The following is a 25,560-nucleotide window of genomic DNA, read 5'->3' on the forward strand; positions in this document are numbered from 1 at the left end:
AGGTTGCTGATTTATGTTCGAAAACCTCTTACAAAATCTGGGGCTCTCCGCCTTCAGCCTCAAGGGCTTCGGTCCGTTGCTGTTGGAAGGCACCTGGATGACCATCAAATTGTCGGCGTTGTCGCTGCTGGTGGCCGTGTTGCTCGGCCTCTTGGGCGCCAGTGCCAAACTGTCGAAATCCAAACTGCTGCGCCTGCCTGCCCAGCTCTACACCACGCTGATTCGCGGGGTGCCGGATCTGGTGCTGATGCTGTTGATCTTCTACAGCCTGCAAACCTGGCTGACCGCCCTGACCGATGTCATGGAGTGGGACTACATCGAAATCGACTCCTTCACCGCCGGGGTGATCACCCTGGGCTTCATCTATGGCGCGTATTTCACCGAAACCTTCCGTGGGGCGATCCTCGCCGTACCGCGCGGTCAGGTCGAAGCGGCCACCGCCTACGGCCTCAAACGTGGCCAGCGCTTTCGCTTCGTGGTGTTCCCGCAAATGATGCGCTTCGCCCTGCCAGGCATCGGCAACAACTGGATGGTGATGCTCAAGGCCACCGCGCTGGTGTCGATCATCGGTCTGGCGGATCTGGTCAAAGCCGCGCAGGACGCCGGTAAAAGCACCTATCAACTGTTCTACTTCCTGGTACTCGCCGCCTTGATCTATCTGCTGATCACCAGTGCATCCAACGTCATCCTGCGCTGGCTCGAGCGTCGTTACGCCGCCGGTGCCCGGGAGGCCGTACGATGATCGAACTCCTGCAGGAATACTGGAAACCCTTCCTTTATACCGACGGCAACAACATCACCGGTCTGGCGATGACCATGTGGCTGCTCAGCGCCTCGATCTTCATCGGTTTTCTGGTGTCGATCCCGCTGTCGATTGCCCGGGTCTCACCGCATTTCTATGTGCGCTGGCCGGTGCAGTTCTACACCTACCTGTTCCGTGGCACGCCGCTCTACATCCAGTTGCTGATCTGCTACACCGGCATCTACAGCCTGGCCGCCGTGCGTGCGCAGCCGTTGCTCGACAGTTTCTTTCGCGATGCGATGAACTGCACGATCCTCGCGTTCGCCCTGAACACCTGCGCCTACACCACGGAGATTTTCGCCGGGGCGATCCGCAGCATGAATCACGGTGAAGTCGAAGCGGCCAAGGCCTACGGGCTGACCGGCTGGAAGCTGTACGCCTACGTGATCATGCCTTCGGCGCTGCGCCGGTCGTTGCCGTATTACAGCAACGAAGTGATCCTGATGCTGCACTCGACCACCGTGGCCTTCACCGCGACCATCCCCGACATCCTGAAAGTTGCGCGGGACGCCAACTCGGCGACCTACCTGACCTTTCAGTCGTTCGGCATCGCCGCGCTGATCTACCTGACCATTACCTTTGCGCTGGTCGGCCTGTTCCGCCTTGCCGAACGCCGATGGCTGGCCTTCCTCGGGCCGACCCACTAGGAAAACCTGTAATGCGACACCAGATCCATGACCTGTTGGCCCCGGTGCCGGGGACCGCTCGACAGATCCACAGTTTCCACTTCGGCCCGGAGCAGGCCCAAGGCAAGATCTACATCCAGTCCTCGCTGCATGCCGACGAAATGCCCGGCATGCTCGTCGCCTGGCACCTCAAGCAGCGACTGGCGGAGCTGGAAGCCGCCGGGCGCCTGCGCAGCCAGATTGTGCTGGTGCCGGTGGCCAACCCGGTCGGCCTCGAACAAGTGCTGATGGACGTGCCGCTGGGCCGCTACGAGATGGAGAGCGGGCAGAATTTCAATCGCTGGTTCGTCGACCTCAGCGAAGAAATCGGCAACGACATCGAGGGCAAGCTGAGCGACGACCCGCAGCGCAACCTTGAGCTGATCCGCGCCAGCCTGCGCAACGCGCTCGCCCTTCAAACGCCCGGCACGCAGCTGCAATCCCAGCGCCTGACCCTGCAACGGCTGGCGTGCGACGCCGACATGGTGCTGGACCTGCATTGCGATTTCGAATCCGTGGTTCACCTCTACACCACCCCCGAGGCGTGGCCGCAGGTCGAGCCGCTGGCGCGTTACATCGAAGCCCAGGCCAGTCTGCTGGCGACCGACTCAGGCGGCCAATCGTTCGACGAATGCTTCACCCTGCTGTGGTGGCAACTGCAGGAACGCTTCGGCGAACACTTCGAGATTCCGCTGGGCAGTTTTTCGGTGACCGTGGAGTTGCGCGGCCAGGGTGACGTCAATCACCCAATGGCCAGCCGTGACTGCCAGGCCTTGATCGATTACCTGATCCAGTTCGATGCGATCGTCGGCGAGACCAAGCCGCAGCCGCCCCTGCCCTTCCCGGCCACGCCGCTGGCCGGTGTCGAACCGGTGACCACGCCGGTAGGCGGCTTGCTGGTGTACACCGCCACGGCCGGGCAATACCTGCAAGCCGGACAACAGATTGCCGAAATCATCGATCCGATCCACGACCGGGTCACCCCCATTCATTGCACTGCCGCCGGCCTGCTGTACGCCCGCTCGCTGCGGCGCATGGCCACTGCCGGCATGGTAATCGCCCACGTGGCGGGCGCCGAAGCCTATCGCAGCGGCTACCTACTTTCGCCTTGAGGATGTCTGTCCCATGTACAAATTGACTGTTGAAGGTCTGCACAAAAGCTATGGCGACCATCAGGTACTCAAAGGCGTTTCGCTCAAGGCCAAGACCGGCGACGTGATCAGCCTGATCGGCGCCAGCGGCTCGGGTAAGAGCACCTTTTTGCGCTGCATCAACTTCCTCGAACAACCCAACGATGGCGCCATGAGCCTTGATGGCCAGGCGATCCGCATGGTCACCGACCGCCATGGCATGCACGTCGCCGACCCGAATGAACTGCAACGCCTGCGCACGCGACTGGCGATGGTCTTTCAGCACTTCAATCTGTGGAGCCACATGACCGTGCTGGAAAACATCACCATGGCCCCGCGCCGGGTGCTGGGTTGCAGCAAGCAGGAAGCCGAAGACCGCGCCCGCCGTTACCTGGACAAGGTTGGCCTGCCGGCGCGGGTGGCCGATCAGTACCCGGCATTTCTCTCCGGCGGCCAGCAACAGCGGGTAGCGATTGCCCGGGCGCTGGCGATGGAGCCGGAAGTGATGCTGTTCGACGAACCGACCTCGGCGCTCGACCCGGAGCTGGTGGGTGAGGTGCTGCGGGTGATTCAGGGTCTGGCTGAAGAAGGCCGGACGATGATCATGGTGACCCATGAAATGAGCTTTGCCCGCAAAGTCTCCAGCCAGGTGTTGTTCCTCCATCAAGGCCTGGTGGAAGAAGAAGGCGCGCCGGAAGACGTGCTGGGCAATCCGCGAAGCGAACGGCTGAAGCAGTTCCTCAGCGGGAACCTCAAGTAACCCGAATCCCCAATGTAGGAGCTGCCGCAGGCTGCGATCTTTTGATCTTGAAAGGCAACATCAAAAGATCGCAGCCTGCGGCAGCTCCTACATTGGGGGATTGCGGTGTGATTAAACCTTTCGCATGCCGGCGCGGTCACTGAAGGAACACCTTCAGAGCGCGCAGCCGGCATGGCGAAACTCCCCGACCTCGCAAAAACCTGGTTCAGCGCACGCAACTGGAAGCCGTTCGCCTTTCAAAAGCAGGTGTGGGCCGCCGTCAAACAAGGTCAGTCGGGGTTGCTCCACGCCAGCACCGGCGCCGGTAAAACCTATGCAGTGTGGTTCGCCGCGCTCAATCGCTTCGCCCGCGTTGTGCCGCCAAGTGCAACGACCAGCAAACGCAAACCCCAGAGCGAACCGCTGACCGTGCTGTGGATCACGCCGATGCGCGCCCTCGCCGCCGACACCGCGCGCGCCTTGCAAGCGCCGGTCACTGATTTACAGATTCCATGGAGCATCGGCCTGCGTACCGGCGACACCAGCAGCGCCGAACGTGCGCGTCAGGGCCGGCGCCTGCCGACCACGCTGATCACCACCCCGGAAAGCCTGACCCTGCTGCTGGCCCGTGCCGATGCGAAAACCGCGCTGTCGAGCCTGCGCATGATCGTCGTCGATGAATGGCACGAACTGCTCGGCAACAAACGCGGCGTACAGCTGCAACTGGCCCTCGCCCGCCTGCGCCATTGGCAACCCGAGCTGATCGTCTGGGGTGTGTCCGCCACCCTCGGCAATCAAGCCCACGCCGAACAGGTGCTGATCCCACAGGGTGGCGGCATCAGCGTGCAGGGCCAGAGCGAAAAATCACTCAAGGTCGACACCTTGATCCCACCGGCCATCGAGCGATTTCCGTGGGCCGGGCACATCGGTCTGAAGATGCTGCCGCAGGTCGTTGCCGAACTGGACGTCTGCGCCAGCAGCCTGGTGTTCACCAATACCCGCGCACAATCGGAAATCTGGTATCAGGCATTGCTCGAAGCGCGGCCGGACTGGGCCGGGCTGATCGCGTTGCACCACAGTTCGCTGTCCCGCGAGACCCGCGACTGGGTCGAGCAAGCGTTGAAGGACGGGCAGTTGAAAGCCGTGGTCTGCACCTCGAGCCTGGATCTGGGCGTGGACTTTTTACCGGTGGAGCGGGTGCTGCAAATCGGCTCGGCGAAAGGCGTGGCGCGGCTGATGCAACGCGCCGGACGCTCCGGTCACGCGCCTGGGCGCACCTCGCGAGTGACGCTGGTGCCGACCCACAGCCTGGAACTGATCGAAGCCGCCGCTGCAGGCGACGCCGTGGCGCAACGACTCATCGAACCGCGTCTGTCGCCGCACAAACCGCTGGATGTGCTGGTGCAGCATCTGGTCAGCATGGCGCTGGGCGGTGGCTTTATTCCCGAGGAGCTGTACGAAGAAGTGCGTGGTGCCTGGGCTTATCGTGACCTGACACTGGCAGATTGGGCCTGGGCGCTGGCTTTCGTACGTCATGGCGGGATGTCGCTGACGGCCTATCCGGATTACCGCCGGGTCGAACCGGATGCACACGGCGTCTGGCGTGTGCCCGATGCGCGGCTGGCACGCCGTCATCGCATGAGCATCGGCACCATTGTCAGCGACGCGAGCATCAATCTGAAATTCTGGAGCAAGGGTGGCGGTGGCAAGCAGTTGGGCAGCGTCGAGGAAGGTTTTATCGCGCGGCTGAAACCGGGCGATGGCTTTCTCTTTGCCGGGCGCCTGCTGGAGTTGGTGCGGGTGGAGAACATGACCGCGTACGTCAAACGCAGCACCGCGAAAAAAGCCGCCGTGCCGCGCTGGAATGGCGGGCGTATGCCGCTTTCCAACGAACTGGCCGCCGCCGTGGTCAGCCGCTTCACGGCGGCAGCGCGCGGGGAGTTCGTCGGCCCGGAAATGCAGGCGCTGCAACCATTGCTGCAAACCCAGGCACGCTGGTCGGGTCTGCCCACCTCTGACAGTCTGTTGGCAGAGGTACTGAAATCCCGCGAGGGCTGGCACCTTTTCCTCTACCCGTTTGCGGGGCGCCAGGTGCATCTGGGGCTCGCCAGCCTGCTGGCGTGGCGCGTCAGTCAGCGTCAACCGCTGACGTTCTCGATTGCGGTGAATGATTACGGCCTGGAGTTGCTTAGCGCCACGCCGGTGGATTGGTTCGAGCAACTCGATGCGGCGCTGCTCAGTCCCGAGCATCTGCTGCGCGACGTGCTGGCCAGCCTCAATGCCGGGGAGTTGGCGTTGCGGCGCTTTCGCGAAATCGCGCGGATCGCCGGGCTGGTGTTCGCCGGTTATCCCGGCGCGCCGAAAAGTACCCGCCAGGTGCAGGCCTCCAGCGGATTATTCTTCGAAGTGTTCAAGCAGTACGACGCCGACAACCTGCTGCTGGCCCAGGCCGGGGAAGAAGTCCTGCGCGAAGAACTGGATATTCGTCGTCTGGAACAGACTTTGGAGCGGATCAACCGGATGAAACTGGACATGCGCCTGATCAAACGTCCTACACCGCTGGGCTTTCCGCTGCTGGTAGAGCGCATGCGCGAAAGCATGAGTTCGGAAAAACTCGCCGACCGCATCCGACGCATGGTCGGCGATCTGGAGAAATCCGCCGACAAGGGTCAAGCCTCATGAGTGCAGCCTATCCGGTACGGCTGGCCGGCGAAGAACTTTGGCTGCTGCCGGAAAAGGCCCTGTACTGGCCGGCGCAGCAAGCGCTGTTGATCGCCGATGTGCATTTCGGCAAGGCTGCGGCCTATCGCAGCCTCGGCCAACCGGTGCCACAAGGCACCACTACGGCGAATATCGAAGTGCTCGACCGCTTGCTGGCGAAACTGCCCTGTCGGCAGCTGATTTTCCTCGGTGACTTTCTGCACGGCCCCGGTTCGCATGCGACGGGCACACTGAATGCCTTGGCCGAATGGCGCGCACGTCACGCCGATCTGCCGATGACCCTGATTCGCGGCAACCACGACAAACGCGCCGGGGACCCGCCCCTGTCGTTGCATATCAGGGTAGTGCCTGAGCCGATGCTGCTCGGGCCGTTTGCCCTGCAACACGAACCCGACCCGCACCCCGAACGGCATGTGCTGGCCGGGCACGTGCACCCGGTCTATCGGCTTAACGGCAAGGGGCGGCAGAGTCTGCGCCTGGCGTGTTTCCGGCTGGGCGAACGTTTGAGCCTGTTGCCGGCGTTTGGCGCGTTTACCGGCGGCTATCCGGTGGAGAAAGACCACGCCTGCAGGATTTTCGTCATCGGCGACGAGGAAATATGGCCAGTCAGCTGAGGTCTTTGGCAAACCTCAGCTGACTGGCCATTCATGGGGTAGCGGCTCAGGCCACTGGCGCGGGTGGTGGCTCGTCCGGCAGCGTTGGCTCGCCCGGTTCGGTCGGTTGTTCGTTGGGGGTGTCGGGATCAGGCTGACCGGGAATCCCGCCGGCCATGTTCAGCGGGTGGGCCAACAAGGACCAGGCCAAAACGCCAACCTGATTGGGCTCAAGCCTTGCCAGTTCGGCGGTGATATGCGGATCGATCTTCATGGAACCCTCCTCGGCGAAGGCCCGCTTTGGCAGAAGCAAAAACGGGCAGTACACCCCATAGAGTGTCTGCCCGCCAAAGAATTCCCGCGAACTGCCGGATGGATCAGGTACGCGGCAGGGTCACGCCACGCTGGCCCTGATATTTGCCGCCGCGATCCTTATACGAAACTTCGCATTGCTCGTCGGATTCGAGGAACAGCATCTGCGCCACGCCCTCGTTGGCGTAGATTTTCGCCGGCAGGTTGGTGGTGTTGGAGAACTCCAGCGTCACGTGGCCTTCCCACTCAGGCTCGAGCGGGGTGACGTTAACGATGATGCCGCAGCGCGCGTAGGTGCTTTTACCCAGGCAGATGGTCAATACGTTGCGCGGAATGCGGAAGTATTCGACGGTGCTGGCGAGGGCGAAGGAGTTCGGCGGAATGATGCAGACATCGCTGTGAATGTCGACGAAGCTGCCGGCATCGAAGTTCTTCGGATCGACGATCGCCGAATTGATGTTGGTGAACACCTTGAAATGGTTGGTGCAGCGCACATCGTAGCCGTAGCTCGACACACCGTAGGAAATCACACGGCTGTCGTCGCTGCCGCGCACCTGGCGCTCGACGAAGGGCTCGATCATGCCGTGTTCCTGCGCCATGCGGCGAATCCACTTGTCCGATTTGATGCTCATGGCGGGTGTCCTGAATAGCGAGGTGGAAAAAATCTGTCCGGCATCTTACCGGGCGCGCCGCCGGGTTCAAAGTCCGCGCTGCAATTCTCGCCGAACACCCTGGAAATACAGGCCCTGGCGACGAACCGTCACACCGTCGATCCCTAAAACAGAGAAACCTTCGCAAGAAACATTGGCACGTTCCGGAAAAAGGGTTAAGGTGGCGCCACTGTGTTGCTTGTGTCACTGAGAATCTCTACACGATATGTTGAATTTCGATCCAACCATCTACAAGAATTTTTCCTGCTCTTTGCACTCAGTCTCGGCCAGGGTTCTTCCTGAGTCGCAGTTATCTTTGTTCAAGGAGTTACACCATGTCTAATCGCCAAACCGGTACCGTTAAGTGGTTCAACGATGAAAAAGGCTTCGGCTTCATCACTCCACAATCCGGTGACGACCTGTTCGTTCACTTCAAAGCTATCCAGTCCGACGGCTTCAAAAGCCTGAAAGAAGGCCAACAGGTTTCTTTCATCGCTACCCGCGGTCAGAAAGGCATGCAAGCTGAAGAAGTACAAGTTATCTAACTTGTAGCTTCTTTAGAAAAGAGCCCCGCCCTCAAAAGCGGGGCTTTTTTGTGGGCGCGTGTTTTTCCATGCGCAAAAAAAGATCGCAGCCCGCGACAGTCCCCCTGTGGGAGCTGCCGCAGACTGCGATCTTTTGTTTGCGCCTTACCAGGCCACGCCAAACCCTGCGGTATAGCGGGTCTTGTTCAAATCTGCGTCCTTGGTACCACTGATGATGTCGCGTTCGGCCTTGAGGTTGAGCGAGGCCCAGTCGGTGACCTTGTAGCGCAAGCCCATCTCGGCATCCAGCGCGTAGTTGGCTACGTCAGACAGCGGCTTGCCCAGTTCGCCATTGGTGAAGAACTCGACTTTTTTGCCAATCAGGTAACGGTTGTAATCCCACTTCATGGCGACCGAGTAGAAGTTGTCCTTGCCGCCATCGCTGTACTCGTAATCGGTGCGGTTGAGCAGCGAGCCGAGCGAGAACGCGCCCAGTTCGTCATCCCAGAACTGGTAACCCGGACCGGTGCCGACCACACGCTGACGCGACAGCTCTTCAACGTAGTCACGCTTGTAGTTCAGGCGACCCTGCCAGAACCACTTGTCAGTCAGGAAACGGTCGAGTGCGTATTCGGCGCGCCAGTTATTGGTGGTGACCTGCTCGTCCTGCACTTCGCGGTTGTATTCGCCCTCGGCGGTGTGCCTCCAGCGGCCATGGCGCGCGGTGGTCTTGAAGTCGATGTCGTAGTCGTCGGTATCCTTTTCCGCACGCTGATAATCCAGCGCCAGGCCAACGTTACCCTTCCACACCAGATCCTCGACCACCGGTTTCGGCTTGAGAATCTGCTGGATGCTTGCCAGCTCGACGGTTTTCGGCGCTTCGCCATTGGCCAGGGTGACCTTGCCGTCATCGGCAGCGGTCAGCGACTTGGCTTTTTCACCGTTGTAGGCGTCCTGTTTGACCAGCAGCTCCTGATCGCTTTGCAGGGTCTTGACCTCTTTCCAGTCGATGCTGACCGCACCTGCATACTGGGTCTGGATCAGCAATTTGCCGCCATCGAAAACGGAAATCTTGCCGCTCAACTTGTCACCGTTTTTCAACCAGACGGTATCGGCAAGCAGCGGCGTGGAGGCACTGAAGACAGCAAGGCACAGCAAGGTTCTGGACAACATAAGCGGATCGAGGGCTCAAGTTTGCGAAAAAGGTCGGCATTATCCGTGGGAATAAGACCCTGACAAGGACTGACCGGGCGATTTCCATTGAGTTCATTTCTCATCTGGCCAACGAGCGATTACGCTAAAGCCCATCCACACGACTGATATTCAGGAATCGCGCAGGTGAAAGAGCCGAACCATCCCGATGAAAGCGAGGCGCAAATCCGACGCACGGCGCTTTATTCGACCCTTGCCCAGGTACCTGAAGGCAAGGTGGTCAGCTATGGTCAGTTGGCTGAACTCGCAGGGCTGGGGCGTGCCGCCCGCTGGGTCGGTCGGACCCTGAGCCAATTACCCGGAGATACCAAACTGCCGTGGCACCGGGTACTGGGTGCCGGCGGTCGGATCAGTCTGCCGCTGGGCAGCCCCTCGGGGGACGAACAACGGGCACGATTACGCTCTGAAGGCGTCACCGTCCTGAACAATCGTGTGGATATTCAGCGCCATGGCTGGCGTCCGGTAGAGCACAGCGGTTAGAGTGCGCGCTTTGTTTTCGCAATCTTGAGGCAGACTTCAGCCCATGCCCCGTAAAACCTGGCGCGCCGCGCTCGCCGCCTATGCCAGTCCCTCGACGCTCGTGCTGTTGTTGCTCGGTTTTGCTGCCGGCCTGCCGTACATGCTGGTGTTTTCGACGCTTTCCGTCTGGCTGCGTGAGGCCGGCGTTGCCCGTGAAACCATCGGCTACGCCAGCCTGATCGGCCTGGCCTACGCCTTCAAATGGGTCTGGTCACCGCTGCTCGACCAATGGCGCCTGCCTTTATTGGGCAAGCTGGGCCGCCGCCGTTCGTGGCTGGTGCTCTCGCAGACTCTGGTGATACTTGGCCTGATCGGCATGGGCTTCTGTGACCCACAGAAACACCTGTCCTGGCTGATCGCCATTGCCGTCATCGTCGCCTTTGCCTCCGCGACCCAAGACATTGCGGTCGACGCCTATCGTCTGGAAATCGCCGACGACAGCCGTCAGGCCGCGCTGGCCGCCAGCTACATGTCCGGCTATCGCGTCGCCGCCCTGTTGGCCACGGCGGGCGCACTGTTCTTCGCCGAAGGTTTCGGCTCCACCGGCTTCAACTATCAACATTCGGCCTGGACCGGCACCTACGCCCTGTTCGGCGTGTTGATGGTCCCTGCCCTGCTGACTTCGCTGCTAATGCGCGAGCCGCCGGTGCCACTGCGCACGCAACTGCAGGCCGGTCGCTACAGCTTCGTGCATCAACTGGCCTCGGTATTCGTACTGATCGTGCTGTTGGTGTCAGTTCCGGCGATGTTTACCCAGCTCTACAACACCGATTTCGCCAGCGTGTTGTTCGGCACCATGAGCCCGCTCGACCTGCTGCTCGAAGACCGCGCCTTCCTGCGCGCCATTCTCTACACCCTGCTCACCGGTCTGTGCCTGTCGACCATGGGCCGTCGCGGCCTGGCCCCGGTGCTGACGCCGGTCAACGATTTCATCCTGCGCTACCGCTGGCAGGCATTGTTGTTGCTCGGGTTGATCGCCACCTACCGGATGTCCGACACGGTGATGGGCGTGATGGCCAACGTGTTCTACATCGACCAGGGCTTCACCAAGGACCAGATCGCCAGCGTCAGCAAGATCTTTGGCCTGATCATGACCCTCGTCGGTGCCGGCATGGGTGGTCTGCTGATCGTGCGCTTCGGCATCCTGCCGATCCTGTTCATCGGTGGCGCGGCTTCGGCGGCAACCAATCTGCTGTTCGTGATGCTCGCCGATATGGGGCCGAACCTGAAGATGCTGGTGGTCACCATTTCCCTCGACAACTTCAGTTCAGGGCTTGCGACCTCGGCGTTCGTCGCCTACCTGTCGAGCCTGACCAACCTGAAGTTCTCGGCCACCCAGTACGCCCTGCTCAGTTCGATCATGCTGTTGCTGCCACGCCTGATGGGTGGCTATTCAGGGGTGATGGTCGAGAAGTTCGGCTACCACAGCTTCTTCATGATCACCGCACTGCTCGGCGTGCCGACACTGCTGCTGATCGCCCTGCACTGGTTCCAGGAAAATCGCCGTGCGGGACCGACGCCAACGCCAGAGCCTGCACCAACCTCCGTCGTCGAAGAGTCGTAGGACATTTCAGCTACGGCGGGAGGATTCCCGCCGTAGCGCCTCACCGCCGAGCGCAATCCTGTACGTCGGCAAATCTCGCCGGTACACTGCTCCGTCATTTCCAGTCAAAGCAACCGACAACGGCCAACCATGCGCACCAGTCAATTTTTGCTCGCCACACAGAAAGAAACGCCTTCCGATGCGGTCGTCGTCAGCCACCAGCTGATGCTGCGCGCCGGCATGATCCGCAAACTCGCTTCGGGCCTGTACACCTGGCTGCCGATGGGCTTGCGGGTGATGCGCAAGGTTGAAGCCATCGTTCGCGAAGAGATGAACGCTGCCGGCTCTCTTGAAGTGTTGATGCCGAGCACCCAACCGGCCGAGCTGTGGCAGGAATCGGGACGCTGGGAAGAATACGGCCCTGAGTTGCTGCGCATCAAAGACCGCCACGGTCGCGACTTCTGCGCGGGCCCGACCCACGAAGAAGTGATCACCGATCTGATGCGCAATGAGTTGAGCAGCTACAAACAGCTGCCGATCAACCTGTACCAGATCCAGACCAAATTCCGTGACGAAATCCGCCCACGCTTCGGTTTGATGCGCGGCCGCGAATTCATCATGAAGGACGCCTACTCGTTCCATGCCGATCAGGCTTCGCTGCAGGTCACCTACGACCGCATGCATCAGGCGTACTGCAACGTGTTCACCCGTCTGGGCCTGAAATTCCGTCCGGTTGAAGCCGACAACGGTTCGATCGGTGGCGCCGGCTCCCACGAATTCCACGTGCTGGCCGAATCCGGCGAAGACGACATCGTCTTCAGCAACGGCTCCGACTACGCGGCGAACATCGAGAAAGCCGAAGCCGTGCCACGCGAAACCTCGCGTCCAGCGCCGGCCGAAGAGCTGCGCCTGGTCGACACTCCAGACACCAAGACCATTGCCGCGCTGGTGGAAAAATTCAATCTGCCGATTGAAAAGACCATCAAGACCCTGATCGTCCACGCCGAAGAGCCAGGCAAGCTGATTGCCCTGATCATCCGTGGCGACCATGAGCTCAACGAAATCAAGGCTGCCAATCAGCCAGGCGTGGCCAGCCCGCTGGTCATGGCTTCCGATGCCGAACTGCGTGACGCCATTGGCGCCGGCGCCGGTTCGCTCGGCCCGCTGAACCTGCCGCTGCCGATCATCATCGACCGCTCGGTCGAACTGATGAGCGACTTCGGCATCGGTGCGAACATCGACGACAAGCACTACTTCGGCGTGAACTGGGAGCGCGATCTGCCGGTTCCAACCGTGGCTGACCTGCGTAACGTCGTGGCCGGTGACCCAAGCCCGGACGGCAAAGGCACCCTGGAAATCAAGCGCGGCATCGAAGTCGGGCACATCTTCCAGCTGGGCAACAAGTACAGCAAGGCGATGAAGTGCGAAGTACTGGGCGAGAACGGCAAGCCGGTCACCCTGGAAATGGGTTGCTACGGTATCGGCGTATCCCGCGTGGTCGCTGCCGCCATCGAGCAGAACAACGACGAAAAAGGCATCATCTGGAGCGACACCCTGGCACCGTTCCAGATCGCTCTGGTACCGCTGCGTTATGAAACCGAGCAGGTGCGCGAAGCCACTGACAAGCTGTACGCAGAACTGACGGCGGCCGGTTTCGAAGTGCTGCTGGACGATCGCGACAAGAAAACCAGCCCGGGCATCAAGTTCGCGGACATGGAGCTGATCGGCATTCCTCACCGGATCGTGGTCAGTGACCGCGGTCTCGCCGAAGGCAACCTGGAATACAAGAGCCGCACCGAGGCCGAAGCGCAAGCGCTGCCGGTCGCCGATGTGCTGTCCTTCCTTCAGGCCCGTATCCGCCGCTGAATCCAGATAGAGACCTCATGTTCAAGCGAAACACCTTGGGCCTCGGTGGTGCCGCCTTGTGCGGCGCCCTGCTGGTCAGCGGCTGTGCCAATCAGATGTCACAGCGCAGCGAGCACGAAGAGCGGGTCGAGCGCAAATTGCTCGATCACAGCCTGCAGATCGATGTCGGTGAGCCCAAGGAGCTCGAGCTGCCGCAGCGTCGCGTGAAGATCAACGAACAGAAGACCTTCGAGGTCACCGAGTTCGAAGTCACCCGTCGTTACGACCGCTACACGCCCTACCAGCCCTGGCGCGAAATCTACGAGATCCCGCTGGGCGCAGTGGCCGTGGTCGCCGGTATCGGCGCCAATGTGGTCAACGTGTTCGCCCTGGGCAATCTGCCGGACAGCGTGACCAAGGACTGGCTGAACTACGGCATTGCCGGGGTCAACCCGTTCATGAACGTGCAGTCTCACGGCCGTGCGCAACAGAACCTGGCCGGTATCGATGAAGTCCAGCGCGACAAACGCATGGAGTATTCGAGCCTGCCGTGGAGCGAGCGCCCGGTGCAGGTCAAGGCCGGCAAGCAGACCTTCGACATGACCACTGACCGCAACGGCGTGCTGCGCCTGAACCTGCTGGACAGTCCGTTCGCCGAAAATGACCTGAATCATATCGGCAAGCTGCAGATCAGCGTCGAAGACGGCAAGGATGACGTGCACAGCGACTCATCCCTGGCGATCAGCAGCCATTTGCGCAGCAAGTTGCTCGAAGCGCACGGGTTGATTTACGACGACCTGGAAGACGACGAAGTGAGCCAGTGGGTCCACCGGGTCAAGCGTCTGTCGGAACTGGGTCTGGAGGAAGAGGCCAGCGAGCTGGAACAAAGCCTCATTGAACTGACGCGTAACGATCCTGAGTTGCAGGCGGATTTTCTCAAGTCGCTGACCAAGGATGCGGGGCGCCTGGTCGCGGATCCAGGACCGAATTAAGCTTTATTAAAAGATCGCAGCCTGCGGCAGCTCCTACTTTGGAATGCATTCCCCTGTAGGAGCTGCCGCAGGCTCGGGCCGCGTTCGGACGATCTTTTGCTTTAACGATTCAACGCTCAAACAGCTCCATCTGCTCAAACCCACCGCGCAAATCCTCCAGCCTGACCCCCACCCCCAACAACCGCACCGGTTTCCCGCCGCGATTGAACGCCTGCGTCAGCATCAACTGATAACTGCCCAGATCGCGCCCTGCCCCAGCCTGCTCCAGTGTGGTCTGAGTAAAGTCATGGAACTTCACTTTGACGAACGGCTTGCCCGGGCGATAGCTGCTGTCGATCCGCTCCATGCGGGTTTTCAGGGTTTCCAGCAGCTCCGGCAGTTTGTCGAGGCAACTGCGCAGATCCGGCAGATCGACATCGTAGGTGTTTTCCACACTGATTGACTGACGGCGGCTGTCGTTGTGCACCAACCGATCATCGATCCCACGGGCCAGACTCCAGAGTCGCTCACCGAAACTGCCGAATTCACGCACCAGCGCCAACTTGTCCCACTCGCGCAGTTGCAGGCAATCGACGATGCCGAGCTTGCCCAGTTTGTCGGCAGTGACTTTGCCGACGCCGTGCAATTTGCTCACCGGCAAGCCACTGACGAAATCCTCGACCTGATCCGGGGTAATCACGAACAACCCGTTGGGCTTCTTCCAGTCGCTGGCGATCTTGGCCAGAAACTTGTTCGGCGCGACACCCGCCGAAACAGTGATGTGCAACTGATTGGACACCCTCCGCCGGATATCCTGGGCGATGCGCGTGGCGCTGCCGCCAAAATGCGCGCTGTCGGAGACGTCGAGATAAGCCTCATCCAGCGACAGTGGCTCGATCAGGTCGGTGTAATCGCGAAAGATCGTATGGATTTCCTTCGAGGCTTCGCGATAGGCATCCATGCGCGGCTTGACGATGGTCAGGTCGGGGCACAGTTTCAAGGCATGCCCGGACGACATTGCCGAACGTACGCCATACGCTCGCGCTTCATAGTTGCAGGTGGCAATGACCCCACGTCGATCTGCCGATCCGCCTACCGCCAGAGGCTTGCCGGCCAGATTCGGGTCGTCGCGCATCTCGATGGCGGCGTAGAAACAGTCACAGTCGACGTGGATGATTTTTCGCTGGGTCATGACAGAAAAGGAAACATGGCGAGCCGGAAACGCAGTATCTCACTCGCACCTGTATATAGCACCAGTGGTCTGAAGGTTCTTTTCAGGTTGTAGGAAAACAACCATGAATTTATTTTCTCAATCGAGAATCACCGACCGATAGAGCTGAAAGCCTTGCCCCACCTGCCCTGCGCGCTCTTCTCCTGCACTGCAAAAAGCGCTAAGCGATTGAACAGGAACAGATTTATCCAGATTCAAGGTTGACACCCCGGCGATCCTCTGTAGAATGCCGACACACAGACGCGGGATGGAGCAGTCTGGTAGCTCGTCGGGCTCATAACCCGAAGGTCGTCGGTTCAAATCCGGCTCCCGCAACCAAACATCAAAAAAGGCTACTCGAAAGAGTGGCCTTTTTTGTGCGCGCCTGTTTTTCAACTGACGTGCTGTATCACGCGCAGCCGGACGAACAGGAATTCGTTGCATTTCCGAAACTTACCGCCGGGCTGCGACCGTTTGACGCAAATTCACACTTATTTGACCCTTTACGGGATTAGCGGTTGACACCCCGCCGTTCGCCTGTAGAATGCCGCCACACAGACGCGGGATGGAGCAGTCTGGTAGCTCGTCGGGCTCATAACCCGAAGGTCGTCGGTTCAAATCCGGCTCCCGCAACCAAACATCAAAAAAGGCTGCTCGAAAGAGTGGCCTTTTTTGTATCTGTGGAAAAAGTCCTTTCGCAACAATGATCTGTCACGCTGCAGTGAAACGCTCAGGATCATCAGACCCGCCAAGTTGCGACTATGCTTGAGTCGCAGGCAAGACGTCTGCAATCCATGACCCGCACTCGCCGATCCCGGATGAGAGGCGTAGTATTTTGTGATTATTTTTTTCTACAGGGATTGGTAACTTGGCTGGATACCTCCATCCTGTCGCGCACAATCCAAGAGGTGATTGATGCGCGCCAACTCGTCTGATTCACAAGACACCGTCACAGCAGAACATCCGATCAAACCCGAGCGCCTGCGCTTGCTGGATCGGTTGAGCAAATATCGCCAGCCGATCGGACTGGCGGTCACGTTGCTGCTGTTTGCCATTGCGCTGATTGCCTGTCGCCACCTGCTGAGCGAGCTCGATCTCTACGCATTGCACGACTCGATCCTGGCGGTGCCAAAACCGGCCCTGCTCGGCGCAGTGGCTGCGACGGTGGTCGGCTTCATCATCTTGCTGGGCTATGAATGGTCGGCCAGCCGCTATGCCGGCGTGACACTGCCGCCGCGCACTCTGGCGCTGGGCGGTTTCACCGCGTTTGCGATTGGCAACGCCATCGGCTTGTCGCTGCTGTCCGGCGGCTCGGTGCGCTACCGTTTATATGCACGCCATGGTCTGGGGGCGTCGGAAGTCGCGCACATGACCCTGTTCGCCAGCCTGTCGCTGGGGTGCGCCCTGCCTCCGCTGGCGGCTCTCGCGACCCTGAGCGACCTGCCCGCCGCCTCCGCCGCACTGGGCCTGTCAGAAGGCCTGCTCGGCACGATTGCCATGGTGGTGCTGGGTCTGGGCGCGATTCTGGCGATCGGCATCTATCGCCGACGCCTGCCGGAGCAGCCGTACCGCGACAACCTGCTGGTCAGGGCCGGTCGCCGGACGCTGCGCCTGCCGGGCCGACGCCTGACCTTCCTGCAACTGATCATCACCGCCCTCGACGTCGCCGCAGCGGCCACCGTGCTGTATCTGCTGCTGCCGGAAGCCCCGCCGTTCGGCGCTTTCCTGCTGGTGTACCTGCTGGCCCTGGCCGCCGGCGTCCTCAGCCATGTGCCGGGGGGTGTCGGGGTCTTCGAAGCGATCCTGCTCGCCGCGTTTGCCGACACCCTTGGTGCCGCGCCGCTGGCCGCCGCCCTGCTGCTCTATCGGCTGATCTATGTGGTGCTGCCGCTGCTGGTGGCCTGCCTGTTTTTGCTGATCAACGAAGGCCAGCGCCTGTTCCAGACCCAGACCATGCGCGCCGCATCCGGTCTGGCCGCACCGATTCTGGCGGTGCTGGTGTTCCTGTCCGGTGTGGTACTGCTGTTTTCCGGCGCCACCCCGGAGATCGACACGCGTCTGGAACACATCGGTTTTCTGATCCCGCATCGCCTGGTCGACGCCTCGCACTTCGGCGCCAGTCTGATCGGCGTGCTGTGTCTGATGCTGGCGCAGGGCCTGCGCCGTCGCCTGTCAGCCGCGTGGATGTTGACCACCATTCTGTTGCTGGTCGGCGCGCTGCTCTCGCTGCTCAAAGGCTTCGACTGGGAAGAAGCCACGCTGATGACCCTCACCGCTGCGCTGCTGGGGGTGTTCCGCCGTTCGTTCTATCGCCCGAGTCGCCTGACCGAACTGCCCTTCTCGCCGCTGTATCTGGTGGCCAGCCTGTGCGTCCTGGGCGCTTCGACCTGGTTGCTGCTGTTCGCCTATCAGGACGTTCCATACAGCCATCAACTGTGGTGGCAGTTCACCCTCGACGCTGACGCCCCGCGCGGCTTGCGTTCGCTGCTCGGTGCTGCCGTGCTGTTGCTGGTGATCGCGCTGACCTGGCTGCTGCGTACCGCGCGCCCGGTGATCCACCTGCCGACCCCGGACGAACTGGATCGCGCGGCGAAAATCCTGATGGCTTCGTCGCAACCCGATGGTGGCCTCGCACTGACCGGTGACAAGGCGTTGCTGTTTCACCAGAACGACGAAGCCTTCCTGATGTACGCCCGCCGTGGCCGCAGCCTGGTGGCACTGTACGACCCGATCGGCCCCGGCCAGCAACGCGCCGAGATGATCTGGCAGTTCCGCGACCTGTGCGACATCCATCACGCTCGCCCGGTGTTCTATCAGGTACGTGCGGAAAACCTGCCGTACTACATGGACATCGGCCTGACCGCGATCAAGCTCGGCGAAGAAGCCCGGGTCGATCTGCAGCGCTTTGACCTGGAAGCCAAGGGCAAAGAGATGAAAGACCTGCGCTACACCTGGAACCGTGGTACCCGCGATGGTCTGTCGCTGGAAATCCATGAGCCGGGCCAGGCGCCGATGGATGAGTTGAAAGTGATTTCCGATGCGTGGCTGACCGGCAAGAACGTGCGCGAGAAAGGTTTCTCCCTCGGTCGGTTCAGCGACGATTACCTGAAGCATTTCCGCATTGCGGTGATTCGCTTCGAAGGTCGCCCGGTGGCGTTCGCCAACCTGCTCGAGACTTTCAGCCATGACCTGGCCAGTCTCGACCTGATGCGCTCGCACCCGGACGCCCCCAAGCTGACCATGGAATTCCTGATGGTCGGTTTGATTCAACACTATAAGAGTCACGGATACGCGCGCTTCAGCCTGGGCATGGTGCCGTTGTCGGGGTTGCAACCCCGGCGTGGTGCACCGCTGACCCAGCGTCTGGGCTCGATGGTCTTCCGCCGTGGTGAGCAGCTGTACAACTTCCAAGGCTTGCGCCGCTTCAAAGACAAGTTCCAGCCTGACTGGGAACCCCGTTATATGGCAGTGCCCGCCGGACTCGATCCGCTGGTGGCGCTGGCCGATACTGCTGCCCTGATCGCGGGCGGCTTGACTGGATTGGTGAAACGCTGATGATTCAACGCTCCCTGAAGTACATCCTGGCCGCACTGATCGTGCTGGCCGTGATTGCCGGCGGCGGTTACTGGTACCTCAAACGCCCGGCACCGCAACCGACTCTGCAACCACTGACGGCCGCCGACGGCACGGTCATGACCCGCGTCATTCCTGGCACCCAGCCCAAGGCTCAGGTGCTGGTCGCGGTCAATGACGACCAGAAGCTGACCGACAACCAACTGAGCACCCTGAGCCGCAGCGCCTCGGCGCAGATCGTTCAGGTGATTCTGCCCAAGGACTGCCTGCAACAGAGCCGCGCCCTGCAAACCGGCCTGCGTGAATTGAATGGCCCGGCCACGCTGGTCAGCGGTATCGGCCCTGGCGCCGTACTGGCGTGGCGCTGGTTGTCCGAGCAGAAAGATGACAAGGCCCAGGCGATCTCGGTTGACCTGGCCCTGGAAAAACCCGGTTGCACTCACCTGCTGCCGAAATCCGCCGCCCACGGCCACTGGCTGGTGGCGTGGAACGATAACCCGGACGACACCAGCGCCGGTTTCGTGCGCGATCAACCGAACGCCGAAACCAGCATCAGCGACTACGACATCAACCTGCCGCAAGTGCTGAACAACGAGCTGCGCAAGATCCTCGTCGGCGGCGACAAGGCCAACGGCGGTCTGGCGATCCCGGTGGTGGAAGTGCCGGCCGGTCAGGCCAAAGACACCGTGACCCTGTTCCTCTCCGGTGACGGCGGCTGGCGCGACCTCGACCGCGACGTGGCCGGCGAGATGGCCAAGATCGGTTACCCGGTGGTCGGCATCGACACCTTGCGCTACTACTGGCAGCACAAGAGCCCTGAGCAAAGCGCGCTGGACCTGACCGAACTGATGCAGCACTACCGGCAGAAATGGGGCACCAAACGCTTCATCCTGACCGGTTACTCGTTCGGTGCCGACGTCCTGCCGGCGATCTACAACCGCCTGCCGGACACCGAGCAACAGCGCGTCGACGCCATCATCCTGCTGGCCTTCGCCCGCACCGGCAGCTTCGAAATCGAAGTCGAAGGCTGGCTCGGCAACGCCGGCAAAGAAGCCGCCACCGGCCCGGAAATGGCCAAGCTGCCTGCCGCCAAAGTGGTGTGCATCTACGGCGCCGAAGAAACCGACGAAAGCGGCTGCACCGACAAGACTGCAGTCGGCGAAGCGGTGAAACTGCCCGGCGGCCACCACTTCGACGAGAACTACCCGGCGCTGGCCAAGCGTCTGGTGGACTTGATCGAGAAACGTCAGAGCAAGGATCAGCCGGCAGAGTGATCTGATCCGGCAAAACGGAAAGCCCTCGCAGCCTCACGGTTGCGGGGGCTTTTTACATTCCAGCCTCCACCAAAATCCCCTGTGGGAGCGAGCTTGCTCGCGAATGCGGCGGGTCAGTCAACAGATTCGCCGACTGACACTACGCCTTCGCGAGCAGGCTCGCTCCCACAGGGAATCATGTGTCAGACGTTTAGTTTCGTTTACTTTCAGTTTCGCAATATCGGATGACGCCCACAGACCTTGTAGGCAAACTCCGAAACTCGTATCTGGGCGCTGTGCCGCTCTATTGCGCTGTTTTTCGACGGGATACTCTCCGGATGTCGCTGACCCATTCAGCGATCGGGTGTGGTAACCCGGAGAAACCAGCGCAAGAGCCCGCTCTTCAAGTTATGGCGGCTGTGCGTGGGACGCTTTCGAGCGTGCCGGTTTCCTTGGTTCCCGGTTTACCACCCTGCGTACAGTTGCCTCCCTTTCGTGTGGTAACGAAAGTCACGGCACTTCGAACCAAGGAGTATCACGATGACCGAAACTGATCTGCACGGAACCGCAAACGTTAAAACCATCGGCTTCACCCCCTTCCTCTACCACTCGGATCAAGCGTTCTTCAATGTCCGCTCTGGCATCCCGATCCTCGATGCACTGTCCCAATCCTCCGACCTGCTGTCCCTCGCCAAATCATTCACCGAAGACGCTGCCTTCACCAGAGACACCGACCGCCACGCCTGGGCTGCGCATTACCTGACCGTGATGGGCAAGGCTTTGCTTGATGACGTGATCCAGACACTGATGCCGCGACCTGCGCGCACGAAGACCGAGTCTGAAACAGAGATACCTGAAAGCCTGTAGAGGTTTAAAGATCAAAAGATCGCAGCCTTCGGCAGCTCCTACATGGAATGCGAAACCTGTAGGAGCTGCCGAAGGCTGCGATCTTTTGATCTGAAGTTGCCGCCCACAAAAAAGCCCCCGTCAGCCTTTTGGCTGGCGGGGGCTTTTCATTCAAGGCAGGACCTACATCTCCACCTGCGTCCCCAGTTCAATCACCCGGTTCAGCGGCAGATTGAAGAACCGCAGGTTGCCGTTGGCATTCTTCAACATGAACGCAAACAGCGCCTCGCGCCAGCGAGCCATGCCTTCGAGTTTCGAGGCGATCACCGTTTCGCGGCTGAGGAAGTAGGTGGTGCGCATCGGGCTGAAGTCCAGCTCATCCAGATGACACAGCTTCAGCGCCTGCGGCACGTCCGGCTCGTCGGTGAAGCCGAAGTGCAGGATGACGCGGAAGAAGCCTTCGCCGTGGGCCTCGACTTCGAATCGACGCGATGGCGGCACACGCGGGATGTCTTCGTAGACCACGGTCAGCAGCACCACTTGCTCGTGCAACACCTGGTTGTGCAGCAGGTTGTGCAACAGCGCATGCGGGACGGCGTCGGAGCGCGCGGTGAGGAACACCGCAGTACCCTGTACACGGTGCGGCGGTTGCACGCGGATGCTGCTAATGAAGATCGGCAGCGGCAGCGCGCCTTCGTCGAGGCGCTCGACCAGCAATTGCTTGCCGCGCTTCCAAGTGGTCATCAGCACGAACAGGGCGATACCGGCGATCACCGGGAACGCACCGCCCTGGACGATTTTCGGCACGTTGGCGGCGAAGTACAGACCGTCCACCAGCAGGAAACCGATCAGCACCGGCACCGCGAGGATCGGCGGCCATTTCCACAGCAGCAGCATCACGGCCGAGACCAGAATGGTGGTCATCAGCATGGTGCCGGTTACCGCCACGCCGTAAGCCGAGGCCAGCGCGCCAGAAGATTCGAAGCCGAGTACCAGCAGCACTACGCCGACCATCAGCGACCAGTTCACCGCGCCGATGTAGATCTGACCTTGTTCATCGCTGGAGGTGTGCTGGATGTACATGCGCGGAATATAGCCGAGCTGGATCGCCTGACGGGTCAGGGAAAACGCACCGGAAATCACCGCTTGCGAGGCGATCACCGTGGCCAGGGTCGACAGCCCCACCAGCGGAATCAGCGCCCAGCTCGGTGCCAGCAGGTAGAACGGGTTACGTGCCGCTTCCGGGTTTTCCAGCAGCAGCGCCCCCTGACCGAAGTAGTTCAGCACCAGCGCCGGCAGCACCAGCAGGAACCACGCACGGGCAATCGGCTTGCGCCCGAAGTGGCCCATGTCGGCGTACAGCGCTTCAGCACCGGTCAGCGCCAGCACCACGGCGCCGAGGATCGCCACGCCCATGCCGGTGTGAACCATGAAAAAGCGCACGGCCCAGACCGGATTCATCGCGTGCAGCACTTCCGGGTAATGGCTGATGCCGTACACGCCGAGGGCGCCGAGCACCAGGAACCAGGTGACCATGATCGGCCCGAACAGAATGCCGATCCGCGCGGTGCCGTGGCTCTGGATCAGAAACAAGCCGACCAGCACCACCAGCGACAGCGGCACCACCCAGTGGTCGATGCCATCGAATGCCAGGCCCAGACCTTCGATCGCCGACAACACGGAAATCGCCGGGGTGATCATGCTGTCGCCGTAAAACAGCGCCGCGCCGATCAGTCCGCAAACCACCAGCAATGAACGCAACTTCTTGCGCCCCCCCGCCGCACGCCGTGCCAGTGCGGTGAGCGCCATGATGCCGCCTTCGCCCTGGTTGTCGGCGCGCAGGACGAACATCATGTATTTGATCGAAACGACCCAGATCAGCGACCAGAAGATCAACGACAGAATGCCCAGCACCCCATCGTGATTGACGGGCACGCCATAGCCGCCGGAAAACACTTCTTTGAGGGTGTACAACGGGCTCGTGCCGATGTCGCCGTAAACCACTCCGACTGCCGCGACCAGCATGCTCAGCGGTTTTGCAGCCGAATGCTCGGCGCCCGCCGCCTGACTACTTGCCTGACCCATCCAACACTCCTGATTCTCAAACCGGCTTCTTTGAATGAAGCACTATGCTTTGTGGTGCAGCATGCGCTGTTTTACCTGTTGTTACAGACGTTTTGTTGACTGTAAAAAATTGGTAAAGCTCAACGGCGCGAAGCATAGCGCAGCACTCGTCGTATTTCCCTGCATAAAGCTGGTCAAGTGCGTTGCTCATCGCTAGAATTGCGCACTTTTTGATCAGAGGCGCACCCTAAGCGCCCATCCGTCGGTTTTCCCACACGGCAAGCGACGTCACAAAACACCGAGGTTAGACATGTCCACCACTCCTGCGCCGGCCAATCCAAAGGTTGGCTTTGTATCTCTGGGTTGCCCGAAAGCACTGGTCGACTCCGAGCGCATCCTGACCCAGCTGCGCATGGAAGGCTATGACGTGGTGTCCACCTATCAGGACGCCGACGTGGTCGTGGTCAATACCTGCGGTTTCATCGACTCGGCCAAGGCTGAGTCGCTGGAAGTGATCGGTGAAGCGATCAAGGAAAACGGCAAGGTCATCGTCACCGGTTGCATGGGCGTGGAAGAAGGCAATATCCGCGACGTGCACCCGAGCGTGCTGTCCGTCACCGGTCCGCAGCAGTACGAGCAAGTGGTCAACGCCGTCCACGAAGTGGTGCCGCCGCGTCAGGATCACAACCCGCTGATCGACCTGGTGCCGCCGCAAGGCATCAAGCTGACCCCGCGGCACTACGCGTACTTGAAAATTTCCGAAGGCTGCAACCACAGCTGCAGCTTCTGCATCATCCCGTCGATGCGCGGCAAACTGGTCAGCCGTCCGGTGGGCGACGTGCTCGACGAAGCCCAGCGTCTGGTCAAGTCCGGCGTCAAAGAGCTGCTGGTGATTTCGCAAGACACCAGCGCCTACGGCGTCGACGTGAAATACCGCACCGGTTTCTGGAACGGCGCGCCGGTGAAAACCCGCATGACCGAACTCTGCGAAGCACTGAGCACCTTGGGCGTCTGGGTTCGTCTGCACTACGTTTACCCGTACCCGCACGTTGACGAGCTGATCCCGCTGATGGCCGCCGGCAAGATCCTGCCGTACCTGGACATCCCGTTCCAGCACGCCAGCCCGAAAGTCCTGAAGTCGATGAAACGCCCGGCGTTCGAAGACAAGACCCTGGCGCGGATCAAGAACTGGCGCGAGATCTGCCCGGATCTGATCATCCGTTCGACCTTCATCGTCGGCTTCCCGGGCGAAACCGAAGAAGACTTCCAGTACCTGCTGAACTGGCTGACCGAAGCCCAGCTCGACCGCGTCGGCTGCTTCCAGTACTCGCCGGTGGAAGGCGCGCCGGCCAATGACCTGGACCTGGAAATCGTTCCGGACGACGTCAAGCAGGATCGTTGGGAGCGCTTCATGGCGCACCAGCAGGCGATCAGCTCGGCACGCCTGCAGATGCGCATCGGCCGCGAGATCGAAGTGCTGGTGGACGAAGTCGACGAGCAAGGCGCGGTTGGCCGCTGCTTCTTCGATGCCCCGGAAATCGACGGCAACGTGTTCATCGACAACGGCAGCAACCTCAAGCCGGGCGACAAGGTCTGGTGCAAGGTGACTGACGCTGACGAATACGACCTGTGGGCTGAGCAGATCTAAATACCGCACACCCTGTAGGAGCTGCCGCAGGCTGCGATCTTTTGCTCTTGAAAGATCGCAGCCTCGTTTCACTCGACAGCTCCTGCAGGGATTGCGCTGATATCAAAAGCCCCGCTCTTTTTTACGAGATGCGGGGCTTTTTTGCGGCTATCGTTTGCTGTGGGAAGGAATCCCGCTTATCCACTGGAAAGAGGCGACGGGCATGCGTCAGCATTCGGTCATTCACACGCCGAAACTCAGCGACTATCAGGAACTGACCCGGGTCTGGGAGGCCTCGGTCCGCGCGACCCATGATTTTCTGCCGGACAGCTACATCGAATTGCTGCGCAATCTGGTGCTCACTCGCTACCTCGATGCAGTGATGCTGATCTGCACCAAGGACGCCAATCAACGCATTACCGGTTTTGCCGGGGTGGCGGCGGGCAAGATTGAAATGCTGTTCATCGACCCGGCGCACCGTGGTCAGGGGCTGGGCAAGAAATTGCTGAATTACGCCATGCAGCACCTGAACGCCGATGAACTCGACGTCAACGAACAGAACCCGCAGGCGCTGGGGTTTTACTTCAAGCAGGGTTTTGAGGTGATTGGCCGCTCGGAAGTGGATGGCATGGGCCAGCCGTATCCGCTGCTGCATATGCGCTTGCGGCAGAACCAGCAGCGCTCAAGTAACGGCTGACACATAGTAGAACCCTGTAGGAGCTGGCTTGCCAGCGATGCAGATGACTCGGTCTGACAGACGC

21 protein-coding genes and 2 tRNA genes are annotated in these 25,560 nt (G+C 60.7%); 18 read left to right on the forward strand and 5 right to left on the reverse strand.

The features are described from left to right. Positions 1-13: 13 nt before the first annotated feature. From ACU680_RS07945 to pdeM, 6 genes are all read left to right on the forward strand, one after another. Entirely contained in the window at positions 14-742 is a 729-nt protein-coding gene (locus ACU680_RS07945) for an ABC transporter permease (protein WP_003222319.1), read from the forward strand. After that, positions 739-1,449 (forward strand): ABC transporter permease, encoded by a 711-nt coding sequence (locus ACU680_RS07950; protein ID WP_367083466.1) that lies wholly within the window; start codon positions 739-741, stop codon positions 1,447-1,449. Before ACU680_RS07945 ends, ACU680_RS07950 begins: the two co-directional genes overlap by 4 nt. 11 nt (positions 1,450-1,460) lie before the next feature. Next, positions 1,461-2,579: a succinylglutamate desuccinylase/aspartoacylase family protein gene (locus tag ACU680_RS07955; RefSeq protein ID WP_448179165.1), complete on the forward strand. Its 1,119-nt coding sequence runs from the start codon at positions 1,461-1,463 to the stop codon at positions 2,577-2,579. A gap of 13 nt (positions 2,580-2,592) precedes the next feature. Next, a complete protein-coding gene (locus ACU680_RS07960) occupies positions 2,593-3,357 on the forward strand; it encodes an ABC transporter ATP-binding protein (protein ID WP_123586990.1) in 765 nt (254 codons plus the stop codon). A 171-nt stretch (positions 3,358-3,528) separates the two neighbouring features. Beyond that, positions 3,529-6,018 carry a ligase-associated DNA damage response DEXH box helicase gene (locus tag ACU680_RS07965; RefSeq protein ID WP_448179166.1) on the forward strand — a complete coding sequence of 830 codons (2,490 nt, stop codon included), beginning with the start codon at positions 3,529-3,531 and terminating at the stop codon, positions 6,016-6,018. Continuing rightward, positions 6,015-6,671 carry a ligase-associated DNA damage response endonuclease PdeM gene (pdeM, locus tag ACU680_RS07970; RefSeq protein ID WP_448179167.1) on the forward strand — a complete coding sequence of 219 codons (657 nt, stop codon included), beginning with the start codon at positions 6,015-6,017 and terminating at the stop codon, positions 6,669-6,671. The genes ACU680_RS07965 and pdeM overlap by 4 nt, the downstream gene beginning before the upstream one ends. 46 nt (positions 6,672-6,717) lie before the next feature. On the opposite strand, the gene ACU680_RS07975 is transcribed toward pdeM, so the two are convergent. Continuing rightward, positions 6,718-6,924, reverse strand: a complete 207-nt coding sequence (locus ACU680_RS07975; RefSeq protein WP_003222309.1) for a hypothetical protein — start codon at positions 6,922-6,924, stop codon at positions 6,718-6,720. 103 nt (positions 6,925-7,027) lie between these two features. Next, positions 7,028-7,594, reverse strand: a complete 567-nt coding sequence (gene dcd, locus ACU680_RS07980) for a dCTP deaminase (protein ID WP_003222308.1) — start codon at positions 7,592-7,594, stop codon at positions 7,028-7,030. A 353-nt stretch (positions 7,595-7,947) separates the two neighbouring features. On the opposite strand from dcd, the gene ACU680_RS07985 reads away from it, so the two are divergent. Further along, positions 7,948-8,157: a cold-shock protein gene (locus tag ACU680_RS07985; RefSeq protein WP_002554837.1), complete on the forward strand. Its 210-nt coding sequence runs from the start codon at positions 7,948-7,950 to the stop codon at positions 8,155-8,157. Between the two features lie 144 nt (positions 8,158-8,301). On the opposite strand, the gene ACU680_RS07990 is transcribed toward ACU680_RS07985, so the two are convergent. After that, positions 8,302-9,309: a DUF481 domain-containing protein gene (locus ACU680_RS07990; protein ID WP_007961919.1), complete on the reverse strand. Its 1,008-nt coding sequence runs from the start codon at positions 9,307-9,309 to the stop codon at positions 8,302-8,304. Between the two features lie 165 nt (positions 9,310-9,474). Between ACU680_RS07990 and ACU680_RS07995 the strand changes: the two genes are divergently transcribed. The 4 genes from ACU680_RS07995 to ACU680_RS08010 all read left to right on the forward strand — a co-directional run bounded on the left by ACU680_RS07995 (position 9,475) and on the right by ACU680_RS08010 (position 14,247). After that, positions 9,475-9,828, forward strand: a complete 354-nt coding sequence (locus ACU680_RS07995; RefSeq protein WP_400759575.1) for an MGMT family protein — start codon at positions 9,475-9,477, stop codon at positions 9,826-9,828. Between the two features lie 43 nt (positions 9,829-9,871). Beyond that, positions 9,872-11,431: an AmpG family muropeptide MFS transporter gene (locus ACU680_RS08000; RefSeq protein WP_448179168.1), complete on the forward strand. Its 1,560-nt coding sequence runs from the start codon at positions 9,872-9,874 to the stop codon at positions 11,429-11,431. A gap of 129 nt (positions 11,432-11,560) precedes the next feature. Then, positions 11,561-13,276 (forward strand): proline--tRNA ligase, encoded by a 1,716-nt coding sequence (locus ACU680_RS08005; RefSeq protein ID WP_027614342.1) that lies wholly within the window; start codon positions 11,561-11,563, stop codon positions 13,274-13,276. A gap of 17 nt (positions 13,277-13,293) precedes the next feature. Continuing rightward, positions 13,294-14,247 carry a hypothetical protein gene (locus tag ACU680_RS08010; RefSeq protein ID WP_448179169.1) on the forward strand — a complete coding sequence of 318 codons (954 nt, stop codon included), beginning with the start codon at positions 13,294-13,296 and terminating at the stop codon, positions 14,245-14,247. A 109-nt stretch (positions 14,248-14,356) separates the two neighbouring features. Here ACU680_RS08010 and dinB read toward each other — a convergent pair whose 3' ends face one another. Further along, complete coding sequence (dinB, locus tag ACU680_RS08015; protein WP_003222295.1) at positions 14,357-15,418, reverse strand: DNA polymerase IV; 1,062 nt, start codon at positions 15,416-15,418, stop codon at positions 14,357-14,359. A gap of 280 nt (positions 15,419-15,698) precedes the next feature. Between dinB and ACU680_RS08020 the strand changes: the two genes are divergently transcribed. From ACU680_RS08020 to ACU680_RS08040, 5 genes are all read left to right on the forward strand, one after another. Then, positions 15,699-15,775, forward strand: a tRNA-Met gene (locus tag ACU680_RS08020). A 220-nt stretch (positions 15,776-15,995) separates the two neighbouring features. Continuing rightward, positions 15,996-16,072 (forward strand) — tRNA-Met (locus tag ACU680_RS08025). Positions 16,073-16,351: 279 nt separating this feature from the next. Beyond that, positions 16,352-18,991, forward strand: coding sequence for a bifunctional lysylphosphatidylglycerol flippase/synthetase MprF (gene mprF, locus ACU680_RS08030; RefSeq protein WP_007964392.1), 2,640 nt, complete (start codon positions 16,352-16,354; stop codon positions 18,989-18,991). Continuing rightward, complete coding sequence (locus ACU680_RS08035; protein ID WP_007964390.1) at positions 18,991-20,283, forward strand: virulence factor family protein; 1,293 nt, start codon at positions 18,991-18,993, stop codon at positions 20,281-20,283. The genes mprF and ACU680_RS08035 overlap by 1 nt, the downstream gene beginning before the upstream one ends. A 519-nt stretch (positions 20,284-20,802) precedes the next feature. Continuing rightward, positions 20,803-21,129, forward strand: coding sequence for a DUF3077 domain-containing protein (locus tag ACU680_RS08040; RefSeq protein WP_448179170.1), 327 nt, complete (start codon positions 20,803-20,805; stop codon positions 21,127-21,129). A 162-nt stretch (positions 21,130-21,291) separates the two neighbouring features. Here the strand turns inward: ACU680_RS08040 and ACU680_RS08045 are convergent, their stop codons facing one another. Then, positions 21,292-23,133 (reverse strand): potassium transporter Kup, encoded by a 1,842-nt coding sequence (locus ACU680_RS08045; protein ID WP_443200884.1) that lies wholly within the window; start codon positions 23,131-23,133, stop codon positions 21,292-21,294. 349 nt (positions 23,134-23,482) lie between these two features. Here ACU680_RS08045 and rimO point away from each other — a divergent pair, with 349 nt between their 5' ends. Together rimO and ACU680_RS08055 are read left to right on the forward strand one after the other, a co-directional pair. Next, positions 23,483-24,820: a 30S ribosomal protein S12 methylthiotransferase RimO gene (rimO, locus tag ACU680_RS08050; protein WP_007964382.1), complete on the forward strand. Its 1,338-nt coding sequence runs from the start codon at positions 23,483-23,485 to the stop codon at positions 24,818-24,820. Between the two features lie 202 nt (positions 24,821-25,022). Next, the gene (locus tag ACU680_RS08055) at positions 25,023-25,496 is read left to right on the forward strand and encodes a GNAT family N-acetyltransferase (RefSeq protein ID WP_448179171.1); all 474 of its coding nucleotides are present in this window, start codon (positions 25,023-25,025) and stop codon (positions 25,494-25,496) included. Positions 25,497-25,560 lie beyond the last annotated feature (64 nt).

It is taken from the genome of Pseudomonas sp. LF020, from assembly GCF_053456425.1.

Coding starts and splice junctions, on each gene's coding strand:
- ACU680_RS07945 (WP_003222319.1), top strand. CDS start 14: ATGTTCGAAAACCTCTTACAAAATCTGGGGCTCTCCGCCTTCAGCCTC.
- ACU680_RS07950 (WP_367083466.1), top strand. CDS start 739: ATGATCGAACTCCTGCAGGAATACTGGAAACCCTTCCTTTATACCGAC.
- ACU680_RS07955 (WP_448179165.1), top strand. CDS start 1,461: ATGCGACACCAGATCCATGACCTGTTGGCCCCGGTGCCGGGGACCGCT.
- ACU680_RS07960 (WP_123586990.1), top strand. CDS start 2,593: ATGTACAAATTGACTGTTGAAGGTCTGCACAAAAGCTATGGCGACCAT.
- ACU680_RS07965 (WP_448179166.1), top strand. CDS start 3,529: ATGGCGAAACTCCCCGACCTCGCAAAAACCTGGTTCAGCGCACGCAAC.
- pdeM (WP_448179167.1), top strand. CDS start 6,015: ATGAGTGCAGCCTATCCGGTACGGCTGGCCGGCGAAGAACTTTGGCTG.
- ACU680_RS07975 (WP_003222309.1), bottom strand. CDS start 6,924: ATGAAGATCGATCCGCATATCACCGCCGAACTGGCAAGGCTTGAGCCC.
- dcd (WP_003222308.1), bottom strand. CDS start 7,594: ATGAGCATCAAATCGGACAAGTGGATTCGCCGCATGGCGCAGGAACAC.
- ACU680_RS07985 (WP_002554837.1), top strand. CDS start 7,948: ATGTCTAATCGCCAAACCGGTACCGTTAAGTGGTTCAACGATGAAAAA.
- ACU680_RS07990 (WP_007961919.1), bottom strand. CDS start 9,309: ATGTTGTCCAGAACCTTGCTGTGCCTTGCTGTCTTCAGTGCCTCCACG.
- ACU680_RS08000 (WP_448179168.1), top strand. CDS start 9,872: ATGCCCCGTAAAACCTGGCGCGCCGCGCTCGCCGCCTATGCCAGTCCC.
- ACU680_RS08005 (WP_027614342.1), top strand. CDS start 11,561: ATGCGCACCAGTCAATTTTTGCTCGCCACACAGAAAGAAACGCCTTCC.
- ACU680_RS08010 (WP_448179169.1), top strand. CDS start 13,294: ATGTTCAAGCGAAACACCTTGGGCCTCGGTGGTGCCGCCTTGTGCGGC.
- dinB (WP_003222295.1), bottom strand. CDS start 15,418: ATGACCCAGCGAAAAATCATCCACGTCGACTGTGACTGTTTCTACGCC.
- mprF (WP_007964392.1), top strand. CDS start 16,352: ATGCGCGCCAACTCGTCTGATTCACAAGACACCGTCACAGCAGAACAT.
- ACU680_RS08035 (WP_007964390.1), top strand. CDS start 18,991: ATGATTCAACGCTCCCTGAAGTACATCCTGGCCGCACTGATCGTGCTG.
- ACU680_RS08040 (WP_448179170.1), top strand. CDS start 20,803: ATGACCGAAACTGATCTGCACGGAACCGCAAACGTTAAAACCATCGGC.
- ACU680_RS08045 (WP_443200884.1), bottom strand. CDS start 23,133: ATGCTGGTCGCGGCAGTCGGAGTGGTTTACGGCGACATCGGCACGAGC.
- rimO (WP_007964382.1), top strand. CDS start 23,483: ATGTCCACCACTCCTGCGCCGGCCAATCCAAAGGTTGGCTTTGTATCT.
- ACU680_RS08055 (WP_448179171.1), top strand. CDS start 25,023: ATGCGTCAGCATTCGGTCATTCACACGCCGAAACTCAGCGACTATCAG.